Source organism: Streptomyces sp. G45 (genome assembly GCF_049542095.1).
Classification (GTDB): Bacteria; Actinomycetota; Actinomycetes; order Streptomycetales; family Streptomycetaceae; genus Streptomyces.
Window position 1 is genome coordinate 4,277,125 of record NZ_JBMUZU010000001.1, and the last position, 15,030, is coordinate 4,292,154.

Below are 15,030 nucleotides of genomic sequence, written 5' to 3' on the forward strand. Positions count from 1 at the left end.
TCTCTCGAAGCCCCTTCCGTGACTGCCAAGGACCAATCGGAACAGCCGCTGAACGTCCGGAAACGCCGTCCACAAGAGAAGCGCCAGGTCCGTCCCGGCTCTCCGGGAGCCGTTTACCCGAGGGCGGCCGCGCGTGCGCGCAGGAGGTCATTGAGCACGCGCACCGGAGACGTTGGGCACATGGCCAGCCGGGCGTCGAGCGCCGCCTCCCACTGCTCGGTCAGGCCGAGCATGAGGCGCTTGCGCATGCCAGGAGTGACGTGGGCGTAGCGCGCGGAGACGGAGCCGTCGACGTGTCCCATGCGCTCGTCCATGAGGACCTTCTCGGTGCCGAGGTCCTCCATCATCGTCCGGTGCGTGTGGCGCAGGCCGTGGGGTGTGAGGCCCTTGGTGACCGGGAGCCAGCAGGCGTCGGCCCGGTCGGTGGCGCCTCGGCCCCGCGCCGGGATGCCGGGCCACGGCTCGCCGAGGATCGGCACCGGGCGTGCCTCCTGGGGTGCCTTCTTCGGGTACCAGCCGGAGACAGCCGGGGTGAACAGCCAGGTGGCGAAGCCGTTTCGGCGCCAGTGGGCTGCGTGCTCCGACGGGGCGCCTCCCCGTACGAACCCGAGCTCTGCGATGGCGAGTTCGACGCGGACTCGGGTGTCCTCGCGTACGCGGTCGGGGTGGTTGAGGACGTTGGACACCGTACCGGTGGAGACCTCGGCGCGGCGGGCGACGTCGACGAGCTTCGCGCCCTGGTGGCCACCGGTGCGCGCCGCACCCTGCCCTCGGAAGACGTACGTCCTGCCGTGGCAGGGGCAGGGCGTCGGCTTCGTACGGGCGACGTGGTTGGCGACCAGGGCGGACAGCCAGTCCATCGCGTCGATGGTGCGGTAGCTGTCGTCCTTGGGCGGGCAGCGAACCAGCTCGCCCGTGTCGAGTTCGTACAGCTGCCACTCGACCCTGAAGGCGTTGGGGCGCACGAACTCCGTTTCCAGGCCCACGATTTCGCCCCAGCGCTTGCCGGTGTAGCCCTTGAGGACTGTGGCGACGAACTCGTCGTCGCGGCCGGAGAGCAGGGATGCCCGCTCGGCGGTCAGCAGGATGCCGAGCGCGTCGGTGACGACCTTCTCCGGGCCGCGGGCGCGGGAGCGCCCGGCGCGCTTGCCGCGGCCGCGTCGCCGGGCGGCCGGGTTGGACGTGAGCAGACCCTCGTCGATCGCGTCCTCAAAGATCAGGTGGAGCGTGGAGCGCCAGGTCTTGACGCTGGAGGCCGCGTACGCGGCTCGCTCCTTCTTTTCCCACAGCTCGACGTCCGTGCGCAGGATGCCCGCGAGCGCCTTGTCCTCGAATTCGGGGAGCAGGTGCTCCTCGATGTGGCGCTTGTAGTTCTGCATCGTCGAGGCGGCCAGGTCCTGGGCGGCGTACCAGCGGTTTGCGTACTCGCCGAAGGTCTCCTGGCCGAGCGCCGGGTCGCGCCAGTCGCCGCGCCGGTACTTGTTCTCCGCCTCGCTGGCGGCACGCTGGGCCTCGCCCTTGGTGGCGAACTTGAGCGCCTTGCCATTCTCGTCGACGACCGTCAGGTGCCTGCCAGGCGCGATCTTGTAGCGACCGCGCCAGTAGTTTCCGCGCTTCTCCGCGAAACCCACGTACTCCTCCCCTTTCCTGTGTCGTCGGCTATGCGGCGGTCCCGAACTGGCCTTGGCGGACTCGGCGCGGAGGCCGGGCGCGCAGGCGAGCCGTGGGCGCGGACGCAGCAGGCGATGCGGAAGGGAGGGAGGTTGGCGCCTTGGGAGCACGGGCAGCCGCAACCTGCTGCTGAGGGGCAGCCGGGTGGGCCTCGTGCATGCGGATGATCTCCGCGAGGTGCTCGCCGGTGAAGCGGTAGGCACGGCCGACCCGCGTGTAGGGGATCAGGCGGCGGCGGGCGCGGTCCTTGACCCACCAGGCGGAGCAGCCGAGGGCCTCGGCGACCTCCTCGGGTAGGTAGAGGCGCGGAAGATGTGTGGAGGCAGGGGATATTGCGGGTTGGCGCAACGGGTGAGTCCTCTTCTGGCGGGCATGTGGCACGGCAATGCCGACCCGCCGGTCGATCGCTAGGGATGAAGGTGAAGCTCCCGCGCTGGGGGTTTGCGGACCCAGGGCGGAAGTAGGAACTGGAGGCTACGCCTCGGCGACGGAGCCGGTATCACCGTGCTCACCGGGCGGAGGACCGTGCATCTTCAGCATGGTCTTGCTGGCCTCCTCCGCCATGGCGGACTGGACCATGAGGTCGGCCTCCTCGCGGATGTCGGGGTGCTCGGCGAGGTAGGCGTCGAGAGCGTCGCGCGCCTCAGTGAAGGCCATGTTGGCCCGCTGCGTCGCGCGGAACGCGTCCACGACCTCGTCGATGAGCTCCATGGCACGGGCCTTGGCCGCCAGCTGGGGCGGCCCGACGAGGTTGCGCAGGTCGATGCCGAAGACCTCGGCGAAGCCGATGGCGTCGTCGAGGTTGATGCGGCGCTTCCCGTTTTCGATCCGCCAGACCGCGGACGGGTTCATCTCGAAGCCGGCCTCGTTGAGCCGGTCGGACAGGGCGTTGGTGCTCCAGCCGCGCGCCTCGCGCTCCACCCTGATGCGGGTTGCGACGTTCGCCTCGCCGCTGAGCAGGGCGCCCTCGGACGGTTCTTCCTCCGCCACCGCCACCTCCTTCCGTTCGTAGCGACGCACTGCGGTTTGCAGCACGACCTAAACAGTAGCATCTTCACTGCGAGATGCAAAACACTGCTGCGATCTGCAATTCATGTGGCATACTGGTGGCACCCACCCCACCAACCCGAGGAGCCCCGCACGACCGCACGTCACATGAAAGAAGCCCCCGGCGGTGCCGGGGGCTCAAGCGCAAACCTCTCAACCGCCATCCCTAGCGATCGACCCGCGGAGACCGGGATTGCCGTCCCACATGGCCCGCGAGCAGAGGAGCTGATGCCCAGTATGGCCGATGCCCAACTGAAAACGCCATCCGCGCACGTCACTGCCCACCCGATGCCCGCAGCGCCGTCGGCGGCGAAGGCGGGGCGATAGACATGGCACGGATACGCACCATCAAGCCGGAAGCCTTCACCTCGGAGTCGCTGGCCCAGGTCTCGATCTCCGCGGAACGGACCTTCTTCGGGCTCCTCACTCAGGCCGACGACCACGGCCGCTTCCGCGACCAGGCCGCCGTCATCGCCGGTGCGCTGTGGGCACTGCGCCCCGAGCACGGCCCGCTGGCGGTCGAGGACGACCTCACCCAGCTCGCCGGAGCCGGGCTGATCTGCCGCTACGAAGGCGACGACGGCAAGAACTACCTGCACATCGTCACCTGGGCCAAGCACCAGAAGATCAACCGGCCCAGCGGCAGCCGCTGCCCTGCCTGCCCGCACCATGAGGGCGGACGGCCCGCGCTGCCTGCCGGGAGCCATCACGGAGAACTCACGGAGCCTTCAGTGAGCCCTCCCGGAGTCCTCACCGAGGACGCGCGCACTCTGCGGGAGCCTTCGCTGAAGAACGGCGAACCCGCGGGTCAGGAGGGTTTCAGTGAGGCATCACGGAGGATTCCGGGAGGGCTCACGGAGGACTCGGTGAACCCTCAGGGTCCGGATCTAGGACCTAGGATCCTGGATCTAGGATCACCTCCGGTGGGGGACGCGAGCGCCCCCACACCCGAGTCCGTCTCGGCCAAGACGCTCATCGCCGAGTACGCCGCCGCATGCGCCAACCGACCGCCCAGCGGTTTCCTGGGGCATCTCGGCAAGGAGACCGCCAAGCTGCTCGGCGAAGGCATCGACGCGGCATATGTGCGCGCCGGGCTTGAGCGGCTGCGCGCCAAGGGCCTGCACCCCAGCGTGCTGCCGAGCCTGGTCAACGAGGCCATGAACCCGCCCACCACGGGTGGCACGTCCGCAGGGCACCGGCCGTGGACCAACCCGGTCGACGCGCAGGCCGCGTACGGGGGTGAGCTGTGACCACGACAACCTCTGCGACCGCTGCCCGCGAGCCGCGCCAACTGGGCGGCGCCGTGGCCAAGCTGGAGGCGATCTTGGCCGCCCGCGACATCGACCCCACCGCCGTGGTCGACGCGACACCTTCGCCGGAGCCGGTGACGGCGCTGGAGCTGGCCGCCGCCCGCATCCCGCGCCGCTACCGCGACGCCCTGGCCGATCACGCCCACGTATCGGCCTGGGTCGAGGAGATCGCGGCTGCCGGGCGGCCGGGCCCGGGCGGCGCGCCGGGCATCGCCTACGGTCCCTCGCTGCTGATCGCGGGTCCGACCGGCACCGGCAAGACCTACCAGGCGTACGGCGCCATCCGCTCGCTGCTCGGCGCCGGGGTCCGGCTGCGCTGGGAGGCCATCACCACCGCCGAGCTGCACGCCACCGTGCGCCCGCGCCAGGGCCACGACGGCGAACGCCGCTTCCAGGAACTGGCCCGCAGCCCGCTGCTGCTCCTCGACGACCTCGGCGCCGCCAAGTCGTCGGAGTGGACCGAGGAGCTGACCTACCGGCTCATCGACCACCGGTACGTCCACGAGCTGCCCACCCTCATCACCACCAACCTCTCCATCGCCGACCTGCGCACCGCCGTCGGCGACCGCGTCGCCTCCCGCCTCGCCGAGATGACCCGCCGCGTCATCCTCGACGGCCCCGACCGCAGGCGCCGCACCGGCACCGGCCCACACGGGCGTTAACAGGCGCCTGCGCCCCGGCGCCACCGCACTGCCGTGGGCCGAGCCCTTACCGGCCCCGCGCAAAGCGATCACGCGAGCGTCCGCGTCGTACACGCGCCCAGGCATACACGCGCGGGGCCCCTTGAGACGGGGGCCAACGTGAACGCCCTTCGCCCCCACTCCACAAGCCCCACCGCACCACCCTGGAGCCCTCCGCCTTGCACTCCCCCGCCCCGATACCCCCCGCCACACGCGGCAGCCGATCCGTCCGCAGCGGCACCACCTCACTCGACCGAGTCGGCTTCGCCCTGCCCTCCGGCGCCACCGCCGGAGCCCTCTCCGCCATCACCCCACACGCCTTCGCCCGGCCCGACATCGGCTGGCGCCCCGGCACGCCCCTGGACCCCCGGCTCGTATGGATCGCGAGCGTGCGCGCCACGGCGATGGGCGGGAAGCGATGACCAAGCACGCCGCCGAGCGAGCTGCCCTCATGGCGGCGGGCGCCGTCATCGTCGTCCTCACCGCCGGAGCCTTTTGGCTCTCCTACGCACACCTGGCCGACGTCGCCGGCCAGCACGGGCTGGGAAGCTCACCGGTCCGCCGCTGGGCATGGCCTGCCACCCTGGACGCGTTCATCGTCGCCGGCGAACTACTCATGCTCCGCGCGGGCCTGCGCCGGGTCACCGACCGATGGGCCATCGCCGTGACCGTGATCGGTTCGGTCGGCTCCATCGCCCTGAACGTGGCCGGGGTCAGCGGCACAAGCAGACCCAGTACCGTGTCCCTGCTCGACTACGTGGTCGCCGCAGTGCCACCACTCGCCGCGATGCTGGCCTTCGCCGTACTGATGCGCCAGATCCACCAGCTCGTCGAGCGTCCCACCGACCGCGCGGATCCGGTCTCCGCTCTGGCGCAGGAAGCACCGGTCACTGAACCCAACGGCCCCGTCGATCCACCGGCCGCCGCATCCGGAACGCCGCAGGAACCGGCATCCGGTACCGGTCCGCGTTCCCATGACCAAACGCATCCGGCACGCGATCCCAAACCGGAAGACGCCCTCAGCGGTCGACGCAGCGAGGATCTGGCCCACAACGTTCCGGAACAGCCCGAGGGGGACAGGAATCCGCCGGTGAAACCGGAACGGAAGCAACCCGGGAAGGGGAAGGGCGGCTCCCCGGGCGCAAGCCCGACCTGACCGATGGCGAGCTGCGGGCCATTGCCCTGGACCTCGCCGACGACACCGGATTGCCCTCCGTCGCGGACATGCGCGCAGAACTCAAGAAGCGCAACCGCAAAGCTGCCAACCACCGGGTCGCAGCGATCCTCGACGCCCTCAAGGCCGACAGCGATGCCGTCCGAATCCTGCAGGGCGCCACCAGCCACTAGCGGTACGGGCCCTTACGCCCCGAAGGCCGTACCGGAATGCCGTGGGCGTGTGCCGGAATCACTTCCGGCACACGCCCTCGCAACCGCGCGCACAGCCCCTTCCCGCAGCACATCACCACCCCACCCACTACGGAGACGCACTCCATGCACGATCAGCACCACGAACTCCCCTCCCCTCAGCAGGGGATGACCACGACCCAAGCCACCGCATCAGCAAGGTATCCCGCTGGACCGTCCACGGGCCGGTCCCACGGGGAAGCCTCCGCCCCGGGGGTGGCGGAGGCACTCGGGCACCAGGGGGTGCCCGAGGAGAAGCAGCCCGCCGACGCCGATCCCGCCGCCGCCGTGCCGCTGCCGCGCGCCGCCGAAGCAGCCGCCCTGCACCGTGTCGCCCAACGTCGCAAGCCCGACCCCAGCGGCCGGCGTAAGAAGCGGGTCGATGCCCGCTACAGCGTTGAGGAGAGGGACGCCATCCGCGCCAAGGCCACGTCACTGAACCTCAGCGGTGCCCATTACGTCGCCGCCGTCACCCTGGCCCATGTTGAAGGTGACCTCACCGTGCCCGGCCAGCGCACCCAGCTGGACGACTACATCGACGAGCTCAACGCCCTGCGCCAGCAGGTCGCCACCATTGGCCGCAACGTCAACCAGATCGCCAAGAAGCTCAACTCCGGCGGCCATCCACACCCTGGGGACAGCGCCCTCCTCGCCCAGACCGACCGCACCCTGGACGCGGTCGGTGAGGCCGTGCGCCACATCGCGGCAGCCGCGAATCAGGCCGTCAGCCACAAGGCGGCCCGATGATCGCGAAGATCACCGGCGGCCAGGACACCGCCGACTTGATCCGCTACCTGTACAACACGAAGAAGAAGGGCCACACCGACCCGCACCGGGTCGCCTCCTGGGATGGCTTCGCCCCCGACCCCGGCCGCGCCGACGACTTCGACGCCACCAAGAGGGCTCTCGTCGCGGACCTCGACCTGCACGTCAAGCAGGCCGAGCGGCTCGGTCGCGCGCCCGAGAAGCATGTGTGGCACTGCTCAGTCCGTGCCGCCAAGACCGACCGTCACCTCAGCGACGAGGAGTGGGGCGACATCGCCCGCCGCGTCGTGGCCGCCACCGGCATCGCGCCGGACGGTGATCCGGACGGATGTCGCTGGGTCGCCGTACGGCACGCACCCGACCATATCCACATCGCCGCCACCAAAGTCCGCTCCGACCTGCGCACCGCCCGCCACTGGAACGACTACCTCACCGCCGACCGCGAACTCGCCGCCATCGAGAAGGAGTACGACCTCTTCCAAGTCATACGCGGGGACCGCACCGCCGCGAAGCGGCCCACCCGCGCCGAGCAGGAGAAGGCCAGGCGCGCCGGCCAGGCCCGCACCGCCCGCGAACACCTGCGCGCCACGATCCGTACCGCCGTGGCCGCCGCCACCAGCACCGAAGAGTTCATCCGTCTCCTGGAGCACACCGACGGCATCCTCGTGGACGTCAAGCACTTCCCCTCCGGAGACGTACGCGGCTACACCGTCGCCCTCGAAGGCGACGTCAACGCCGTACAGGAACCGATCTGGTACTCCGGTTCCGAACTCTCCCCCGACCTTTCCCTGCCCAAGATCCGCAAGCGCCTCGACGCCACCGACCCGCAACGATGCCCGCGCAAGACCAACCCGTGGCATCAGGCGACGGCCGCCGCAGAACGCATCCCCCACCACCTCGAACACGGCGACGACGTAGCCGCTCAAGCCCATCTGACCGCCTTCGGTGAAGCCCTCGACGCCCTACCCCTTCGCGCGCCCCAGGCAATTCAGCCCCAACTCCGTCAGGCAGCTGAGGCGTTCGAGCGCGCCACTCGCTCCCGTATCCAGGCTGAGCACCAGCACGCCCGCGCTCTGCGCGGCGCCGTGCGGGCCATGGTCCGCGAGCCCACCCCCAAGGACGGCGCCCTGCTGGCGATGTTCCTCGACGCCGCGATCCTCGCCATCATCGCCGCCGCCCGCTGGCACCAGCTCCGCCACCACGACCAACAGGTGGCCGCGGCCCACCAGGCCCTGGTCCACCTACACGCCGCCTACGAACAAACTGCCATCGCGCCACTGACCGTGCTCGCCCAGCGCAGGCCGCCCCAGCAGGTGGTGGAGCGGCACATCCTCCTCGTCCGGCAGACAGTGTCCGATCACGCGGAACAGGTGTTGGAGGATCCGGCCTTCGACGCGCTCGCTGCCGTGCTCGCGGACGCAGAGAAGGCCGGGCACGACCCGAAGCAGCTCCTGCAACAGGCCGCCGACCAACGTGCGCTCGACGATGCCCGCCGCCCCGCGCGGGTGCTGATGTGGCGCGTCGAACGCCTCAGTACGAGGTCGGCGCCCAGCACCCGCGCGCGTGCGGCACAGGTGCGGAGCCATGCGCGGCGTTCGAGCACGCCGGTGCAATCACCACCGGCTGCTCAACCACAGTGGCCCCAGGCGCGGCGACGCTGACACGCCCATCGCGAGCCTCGCGTGGAGTCGGCGCCATGCGGCTTCGACTCCACGTGCGGCGCCGGGTACCGCCCGCCGCTCGCAGCGGCACGGCCTCGTACGGGCGTGCTGCTGACGGCCTCCGGACCAAGACCCCGGCGGCCTTACCGACCCCGGGCCTCGATGAGCGCCGCCACCAATACGTCCAGGGCGCCGGTGTGGACGATCACGTCTTCGTCGTCGGCCGGGGCGTCGAAGCGGGCGAAGAAGTCGTCCAGCGCCTCGGGGGTGACGGCCAGCGCGTTGGCGTCCTCGCGTTCGTTGCGCTTGGCCAGGCGCCGCAGCAGCTCGTCGCGGTCGGCGGGGAGGTAGACCACGACGGGCAGGCCGCCCGCTTCGCGGGCGGCCTGCCGCCAGGCGTCGCGCTCGGCCCGGCGCCACAGGCCGTGGTCCAGGACGACGTCGTTCCCGGCCTCGATCTCCTTGATGAACCGGTCCCGGGTCGCTTCGACCACGGGCCGTTCACGCTCGAAGTAGGTGTGCTCGGGGTAGTCCACCCCGTACCGGCCGTGGAGGCGGTGGACCTCCTCGTCCACGGACAGCCGGAGGTAGCCGCGGTCGGCCAGGGCCTGGGCGACGGTGGTCTTCCCGGAGCCGGTGAGGCCGGCCAGGAGTACGGCGAGGGGCACGTGGTCATCCTTCCGCGACATGCTGTCCGCGCGTGAGAGCGTCGTTGTGTCAATCCTGGCCGCTGTAGGCGTGCGGACGCCAGGTGGTGAAGATGCTGCGAGCCTCGGAGGGCCAGCTGAAGGGCATCTGGTCCAGGCTCACCCGGCGGAAGGCGAACCGCGGATCGCTGGTGTTGATCACTCCGCCGTGCTGGCCGACGTGGGCGAGCAGGCGTCCGGCCTCGTCGCGGACGGCCGGTGTGTGTTCCTGCCAGGTGCCTGTGGTGAAGTGCTGGACCCGGCGGCGCAGGTCGTCCAGGACTCCCGAGCGCCACTTGAAATGGTGAACCGCGCAGATGCGGTCCGCGTCGGGCCGGTGGCCCGGAGCGCGGTGGTTGCCGGAGGAGACGGTGACGTCGTGGCGGGTGAGGACGATCTTCCTCGGGTCGCCATGCAGGAGCCGGTGGGTGAGGTGGCCGCCGAGGGGATAGGCGAGATTGAGGCCGCCTTCGGGCCGCCAGCCGGTCAGGCGTCCGCTCGCGGCAATGCGGTCGAGCATCAGACCGCCGACCACCTGGTTTCCGGACTTCTCGGCCTGGGCGATCACCTCGTTCAGCGGGGCGGGGTACTGCTGGAACTCATCAACGTCGGCAAGCAGGTGCCAGCCGGGACCGGCCCGGTGCCGCAGGGCGTCGCGGAGCTGGGTGTTGGTGTGCTCGTGCCACGGGCCGGTGCTGGTGCCGGTGGGGATGATGCCCAGCTCGCGGCACGCGGCCTGGAGTTCGTGCCGTTGCCGGTCGGGGACGTGGTCGGGGAAGTGGAAGGCGATCAGGAACCGCTCGACGCCCAGCCACCGGTAGTGGCGGACCCAGGCGGCCAGCAGCGGCGGCTCGACGGGACCGACGACGGCGATCAGCGCGGGAGGCGTGCTCAGCATTCAGGACTCCTTCGTGCGCAAGGGGGCAAACGTGCGGGTGAGGAAGTCGGCCTGCTCGGCGGCCGACCGCATCCCGAGCAGTCCCGGGGCCTCCTGCCCGGGGTAACCGGGCGGCTGGCGGATGACGGTGTGCAGTGCGTCGGCGAGGGCGTCCGGGTCACCAGCAGGGAACGTCAGGGCCCAGGGCTGGCCGTACAGGCGGGCGGTGAGGGCGTCGTCGTGCTCGGAGACGATCAGGGGGACGCCGAGCCGGGCGGCGTCCATGACGAGCCCGGATTCCTTGCCAGTCCCGGGGTGGCGGGTGACCAGGGCGGCGTCCGCGGCGGCGTACACCAGCCGCAGCACGGAGTCGCTGACCGGGCCGGGCACGGTGTGCACCCGCAGGCCGGGCAGGGACTGCCATCGCTCAAGGACGGCCTCGTCGAGCGGGGAGCCGGTGACCACTAGGTGCAGGGGCTCCTTGAGCCGGTCCAGGGCGGCGTCGAGGACAGGGATGTCCTTGTAGGGCCACCACCCACCGACCAGGCAGACCACCGCCTCGGCGGCGGGGATGTCGAATGCGGCTCGGCCCCCGTCACGTTCGGCGTCGCTCAGGCGGTGGCCGTCGTCGACTGCGAAGGCGCCCACCACCGCGGGCAGGTCGGCGAAGGCTGTGGCGAACTGATCGCCGACGGCCTGCGTCGGGTACACGGCAACCACCCGTTGCTCGCCCCGGCGGGCGAGCCGGCCCAGCATCCGCACGACGGCGTCCTCGGCCGTGACCGCCTCGTGGACGAACCGCAGGTGCGGCTGCCCGCCGAGGAGGGCGGCGGCCCCGTGCAGGGCCTCGCTCGCGGTCAGGATCACCACCGCGTCGGCGCCGGACTCCAACCGGCGGCCGGACCGCAGCGCGGACGCCTCGGACAGGCAGCGGGCGATCAGGGTGATCTGGTGCGGCACCCTCCGCAGGCGGCGGGGCCAGCGCCGCGAGCGGAACACACGCTGACCGGCCGAGGAGAGCCCGGCCGCCAGGCGGGAGACGGCCAACAGCACGGTCGCCGCCGGCCCGGCCGGTGCGGTCACCAGCCGGGCACCCGCCTCGCGCAGGGCACGTACCGCCTCGGAGGCGATCCCGTGCGGGGCGATGACGAGGCTGCCGGGCCGGGCCTGGGCGAGGGCCGCCAGCGTGCGCTGATGGTGCCCGCCCAGGCGGTTCGCGTACGGCTCGATGAGTACGAGCGGACCGGTCATCCGGACACCGCCTGGTCTCCGTGGGCGGCGGTGAACCTCTCCCGCAGCCAGGTGGGGTCGTTGAGGTGGTCGAACTGCTGCGGGTCACGCGCGGCCTGCCGGGCGAAGGCGACGCCCTCGGTCGCCCCAGCGGCGGCATAGGCGGCGAACTCGCCGCTGCGGCTGAGCATCCAGGCATCGACGCGCTGGTGGGCGTCGTCGTCGGCCATGCCGTACTCGCTGCCGCGGGACAGCATCGCGCACTCGCGGAAACCGGCCTTCCAGGCGTGGAAGGGGCTCTGGTTGAACCGCGTGATCCCGGCGGTGTGCTGGGCGAATTCGATCCTTCCGGGCAGGGCGGCGAGCACGTCCACGGCGTCGCCCATCTCCCGCAGAGCACTGCGGCGGATCAGCTTCAGGCCGCCGTAGCCGTAGGTCAGGCCGTTGACCGGGTTGACCGCCCGCCACACCCGCATGGAGACGCCCTCGTCCAGCGGCTCGACGGTGGCCACATCGAAGTCGGTGTCGATGGCGAAGTCGCCGTCGGCGAGGAAGAACTGCTCGCGCTCGACGACCTCGGCGCACAGCCGGTAGGCCCGGCGCATCCCGTGGACCCCGTGCAGGCGCTTTACGGTGCCGCCGAGGGTGCGCTGGAGGCGGGAGTGCAGGGAGTTGGCCATCGGCTCGTCGTAGGAGAGGAAGACGGCGTCGAAGCCGGTCACGAGATGGCCTCCAGGTAGCGGGCGGCGACCAGGGCGGGGGTGAAGTCGGCGGTGGAGGCGTGGGCCCGCTTGGCGTGGACGGCGTGGAACTCGTCGTCCGTGGCGAGGCGTTCGGCCAAGGCGACGGCCTCGTCCGGGGTGGTGAAGCACAGCTCGGGGTCGATGTGTTCGGCGAGCCAGCCCAGGCGAGGCGAGATGACCGGCTGGCCCATGCCCTGGCAGTCGATGACGCTCATCGACCACGGGCAGCCGGGCCTGAACGGGGCGATGCCGAAGCGGGCGCCGGCCAGCAGGTTCTTGTAGCGGACGCGGTCGCCACGGTCGGAGACGACCTGCACATGCGGCAATGCGGCGAGCTTCTCGCGCATCTTCTCGGGGCTGTCGTCCAGGCCCTTGCGCTCGGCCCGGCGCTGGCCGAACAGGTCCATCACCCGCAGCCGCACCGCACCGGAGTCGCTGAGCCGGCGGGCCACGTCCACGAACTGCTCGGTGCCGTAGTGCGCGTACAGCCGGTGGTTGTAGACACCGATCGCCGTACCGGTCGTGGGCTGGGCCGTGGCCGGGTCGCGGACCAGGCGCTCGTCACGCGGTGCGGGCACCACTCGCAGCCGGTTGCCGAGGTCCAGCGTCATCCGGGCAGCGGCGGCCGACACCCAGGAGGCGGCCGTGGAGGAGTGGACCATCACCCGGTCGCACGCGGCCAGGCCCGCGGCGAACGCCAGCAGCACCGGCCGCCCCAGCCCCGCGTCGTCCAACGACGGGTCGGGCAGCATCTGCCCGCCGCCCGCGAACGAAAACGGCAGGTAGTGGCAGTACCCGGCCAGCAGCGCATCCGACCTGGCCTCCAGCAGAGCCGTACGAACGGCCGGGGCCTCCTCGATCTGGTTGGCCACCACCACGTCCGGCTTCTCCGCCCCGATTAGGGCCACCAACTCGTCGATGTCCGCCGAGAACCGGGCCCGGTACTTCGTCCCGGGCACCTTGGTCTGGTGGAAGCCGCAGCGGGCATCCCCGGCCGCAGCCGGGGCCGCGACGGTTACGTCCGCCCCGGCGTCGGCCAGGGACGGGGCCAGCAGATCCGCGAAGATCCACCCCGAATCCGCCGACAACCGGTCGGGGTTGGAGATGTTGAGCAGGTACAGCACGCGCATGGTTGCGTCGCCTCCCTCGTTCGCCCGGGGGTCGATCCGGGCCGTTGAGGGAAGGAAAACGGCGACGTGAGCCGTGACGGGATGATGAACTTGGATCACTCACGGTTCATTCATGCTCACCAAGTGACGCGGAGCGGGGCTTCGATGGACGCGCACAGCGAGGAGATCACCGTCGAGCAGGCGGCCGAGGACTTCGCGGCTGAGGTAGCCAGATGGCGGGAAGTACGCGGCATGTCCAAGCGGGCATTAGCGCTGGCCATGGGCTTCGACCCGTCCTACGTCAGCCACGTCGAGTCCGGCCGCCACAAGCCCACCGAGGAGTTCGCCCGGCTCGCCGACGAGCACCTCAACGCCGGGAAAGCGATCTGGCGGCGCTGGTGCGATTACGAGCAGGCCCGCACCAGGACCCGTCGCCAACCTGCGGCCCCACCGGCCCAGCGCAGGCACGAGCAGCCGTATGCCACCGGGTCCGCCCTCGTCGTCGAACACGACGCCGCCCGCCTCCAGTACGACGGCCACTCCTACCGGCTCACCATGCGACGGTTGCTGCGGAACACCGGCGACGAACCGGTGACCCGCTACCTGATCCGCATCTCCGTCGACCGCTACCCCGGCGACCCCGAGCAGTCCAACGCCCACTACCGAGTCCACCCGCTGACCTGGGACGAACTCGACCTCACCGCCACCTGCCGCGGCGAGACGATGCGCTGGCAGGCCAAGCACGACCGCGACGCCTTCAAGGAAGTCTGGCTGCTGTTCGACAACGAACACGGCCGCTTCCCGCTCTACCCCGGCGAGTCCGTATGGATCGAGTACGCCTACACCGTCGGCGACGACAAATGGGGCAACTGGTTCCAGCGAGCCGTCCGCCTGCCCACCGAACAACTCGAAGTCCAGCTTGCCTTCCCCGCCGCCCTCGACCCCGTCGTGTGGGGCACCGAGACCTCCATGACAGCCGAAGCCTCCCCGCTGCGGACCCCGCCCGTCCGCAGCGACGACGGTGAACTGAGGCAATTCACCTGGATCACGACCACGCCCGCCCTCCACGCTCGGTACCGTCTTGAGTGGAGGTTCCGGGCACGACCCGAACACGACACGGCACAAGGGGACTTCAGGTGATTGACGTGCGGCCCAGCCAGCAGATGCGAGACCTCGGCGTTGTTCAACACGGCGCCGGCATCCTCGCCGAACCGGCCCGCACCTTCACCCTGCCCGCCGAGCGCAACGAGGCCGAGCGCATCACCGACGAGCTGTTCGCCGCGATGGAACGGATCGGCCAGGTCCACCCCTTCGCCAAAGGCATGGGCATCGCCGCCCCACAGATCGGCATCGGCCGCACCGCCGCCGTCGTCCAGCCGCCCGGCGACGCACCCGCCATCATCCTGCTCAACCCGAAGATCACCGACCGCTCCGACGAGCTGGACGAGCAGTACGAGGGCTGCCTGAGCTTCTTCGACGTCCGCGGCCTCGTCCCCCGCCCTCTGAAGATCACCGTGGAGACCACGGCCCTGACCGGCGAGACCGTAACCACCGTGTACGAACGCGGCCTCGCCCGCCTCATCCACCACGAGATCGACCACCTCGACGGCCTGCTCTACACCACCCGCATGCGCACCGGCATCACCCCCATCCCCGTCGAGGAATACCGGCAGACCGGTCGGGCCTGGGCATACGAGCAGTAGCCGTCAACTGCGCGGGGAGGGCTGGGAGGCGAGCCCGGCGAACCGATCACCGAAACCGCAGTCCGATAGTGTGCGAGGAGACCGGCCTGACAGTGAAACCGGAGTCCCCCAAGGTCGCCCACAACGGGATGATTCATGGCTGTT

The 15,030-nt window shown here is 70.8% G+C and carries 17 protein-coding genes; 9 read left to right on the forward strand and 8 right to left on the reverse strand.

The window, feature by feature from the left end:
• Window positions 1-113: 113 nt before the first annotated feature.
• From ACOBQU_RS17600 to ACOBQU_RS17610, 3 genes are all read right to left on the reverse strand, one after another.
• Window positions 114-1,631 (reverse strand): LacI family DNA-binding transcriptional regulator, encoded by a 1,518-nt coding sequence (locus ACOBQU_RS17600; protein ID WP_423628082.1) that lies wholly within the window; start codon window positions 1,629-1,631, stop codon window positions 114-116.
• A gap of 28 nt (window positions 1,632-1,659) precedes the next feature.
• Window positions 1,660-2,019: a helix-turn-helix domain-containing protein gene (locus tag ACOBQU_RS17605; protein WP_423628084.1), complete on the reverse strand. Its 360-nt coding sequence runs from the start codon at window positions 2,017-2,019 to the stop codon at window positions 1,660-1,662.
• A 126-nt stretch (window positions 2,020-2,145) separates the two neighbouring features.
• Window positions 2,146-2,661: a helix-turn-helix domain-containing protein gene (locus ACOBQU_RS17610; protein WP_423628086.1), complete on the reverse strand. Its 516-nt coding sequence runs from the start codon at window positions 2,659-2,661 to the stop codon at window positions 2,146-2,148.
• 386 nt (window positions 2,662-3,047) lie between these two features.
• Between ACOBQU_RS17610 and ACOBQU_RS17615 the strand changes: the two genes are divergently transcribed.
• From ACOBQU_RS17615 to ACOBQU_RS17645, 7 genes are all read left to right on the forward strand, one after another.
• The gene (locus ACOBQU_RS17615) at window positions 3,048-3,968 is read left to right on the forward strand and encodes a hypothetical protein (protein WP_423628088.1); all 921 of its coding nucleotides are present in this window, start codon (window positions 3,048-3,050) and stop codon (window positions 3,966-3,968) included.
• A gap of 62 nt (window positions 3,969-4,030) precedes the next feature.
• Window positions 4,031-4,690: an ATP-binding protein gene (locus ACOBQU_RS17620; RefSeq protein WP_423634561.1), complete on the forward strand. Its 660-nt coding sequence runs from the start codon at window positions 4,031-4,033 to the stop codon at window positions 4,688-4,690.
• Between the two features lie 197 nt (window positions 4,691-4,887).
• On the forward strand, window positions 4,888-5,130 hold the full coding sequence (locus ACOBQU_RS17625; RefSeq protein WP_423628090.1) for a hypothetical protein: 243 nt from the start codon (window positions 4,888-4,890) through the stop codon (window positions 5,128-5,130).
• Window positions 5,127-5,864, forward strand: a complete 738-nt coding sequence (locus tag ACOBQU_RS17630) for a DUF2637 domain-containing protein (protein WP_423628092.1) — start codon at window positions 5,127-5,129, stop codon at window positions 5,862-5,864. Before ACOBQU_RS17625 ends, ACOBQU_RS17630 begins: the two co-directional genes overlap by 4 nt.
• Window positions 5,865-5,932: 68 nt before the next feature.
• Window positions 5,933-6,055 carry a hypothetical protein gene (locus ACOBQU_RS17635; RefSeq protein WP_423628094.1) on the forward strand — a complete coding sequence of 41 codons (123 nt, stop codon included), beginning with the start codon at window positions 5,933-5,935 and terminating at the stop codon, window positions 6,053-6,055.
• 144 nt (window positions 6,056-6,199) lie between these two features.
• A complete protein-coding gene (locus ACOBQU_RS17640) occupies window positions 6,200-6,859 on the forward strand; it encodes a plasmid mobilization relaxosome protein MobC (protein WP_423628096.1) in 660 nt (219 codons plus the stop codon).
• Complete coding sequence (locus ACOBQU_RS17645; protein ID WP_423628098.1) at window positions 6,856-8,538, forward strand: relaxase/mobilization nuclease domain-containing protein; 1,683 nt, start codon at window positions 6,856-6,858, stop codon at window positions 8,536-8,538. Before ACOBQU_RS17640 ends, ACOBQU_RS17645 begins: the two co-directional genes overlap by 4 nt.
• A 143-nt stretch (window positions 8,539-8,681) precedes the next feature.
• Here ACOBQU_RS17645 and ACOBQU_RS17650 read toward each other — a convergent pair whose 3' ends face one another.
• Genes ACOBQU_RS17650 through ACOBQU_RS17670 form a run of 5 tightly spaced genes read right to left on the reverse strand, consistent with a single transcriptional unit; the run spans window position 8,682 to window position 13,204 of the window.
• Window positions 8,682-9,206: an AAA family ATPase gene (locus ACOBQU_RS17650; RefSeq protein ID WP_198503275.1), complete on the reverse strand. Its 525-nt coding sequence runs from the start codon at window positions 9,204-9,206 to the stop codon at window positions 8,682-8,684.
• Window positions 9,207-9,255: 49 nt separating this feature from the next.
• Window positions 9,256-10,122 carry a glycosyltransferase family 2 protein gene (locus tag ACOBQU_RS17655; RefSeq protein WP_423628100.1) on the reverse strand — a complete coding sequence of 289 codons (867 nt, stop codon included), beginning with the start codon at window positions 10,120-10,122 and terminating at the stop codon, window positions 9,256-9,258.
• Window positions 10,123-11,352, reverse strand: a complete 1,230-nt coding sequence (locus tag ACOBQU_RS17660) for a glycosyltransferase (protein WP_423628102.1) — start codon at window positions 11,350-11,352, stop codon at window positions 10,123-10,125.
• Entirely contained in the window at window positions 11,349-12,053 is a 705-nt protein-coding gene (locus ACOBQU_RS17665; protein WP_198503272.1) for a hypothetical protein, read from the reverse strand. Before ACOBQU_RS17665 ends, ACOBQU_RS17660 begins: the two co-directional genes overlap by 4 nt.
• A complete protein-coding gene (locus tag ACOBQU_RS17670) occupies window positions 12,050-13,204 on the reverse strand; it encodes a glycosyltransferase family 1 protein (protein WP_423628104.1) in 1,155 nt (384 codons plus the stop codon). Before ACOBQU_RS17670 ends, ACOBQU_RS17665 begins: the two co-directional genes overlap by 4 nt.
• 144 nt (window positions 13,205-13,348) lie before the next feature.
• On the opposite strand from ACOBQU_RS17670, the gene ACOBQU_RS17675 reads away from it, so the two are divergent.
• Complete coding sequence (locus ACOBQU_RS17675; RefSeq protein WP_423628106.1) at window positions 13,349-14,323, forward strand: helix-turn-helix domain-containing protein; 975 nt, start codon at window positions 13,349-13,351, stop codon at window positions 14,321-14,323.
• Complete coding sequence (locus ACOBQU_RS17680; protein WP_198503269.1) at window positions 14,320-14,886, forward strand: peptide deformylase; 567 nt, start codon at window positions 14,320-14,322, stop codon at window positions 14,884-14,886. Before ACOBQU_RS17675 ends, ACOBQU_RS17680 begins: the two co-directional genes overlap by 4 nt.
• Window positions 14,887-15,030: the final 144 nt, after the last annotated feature.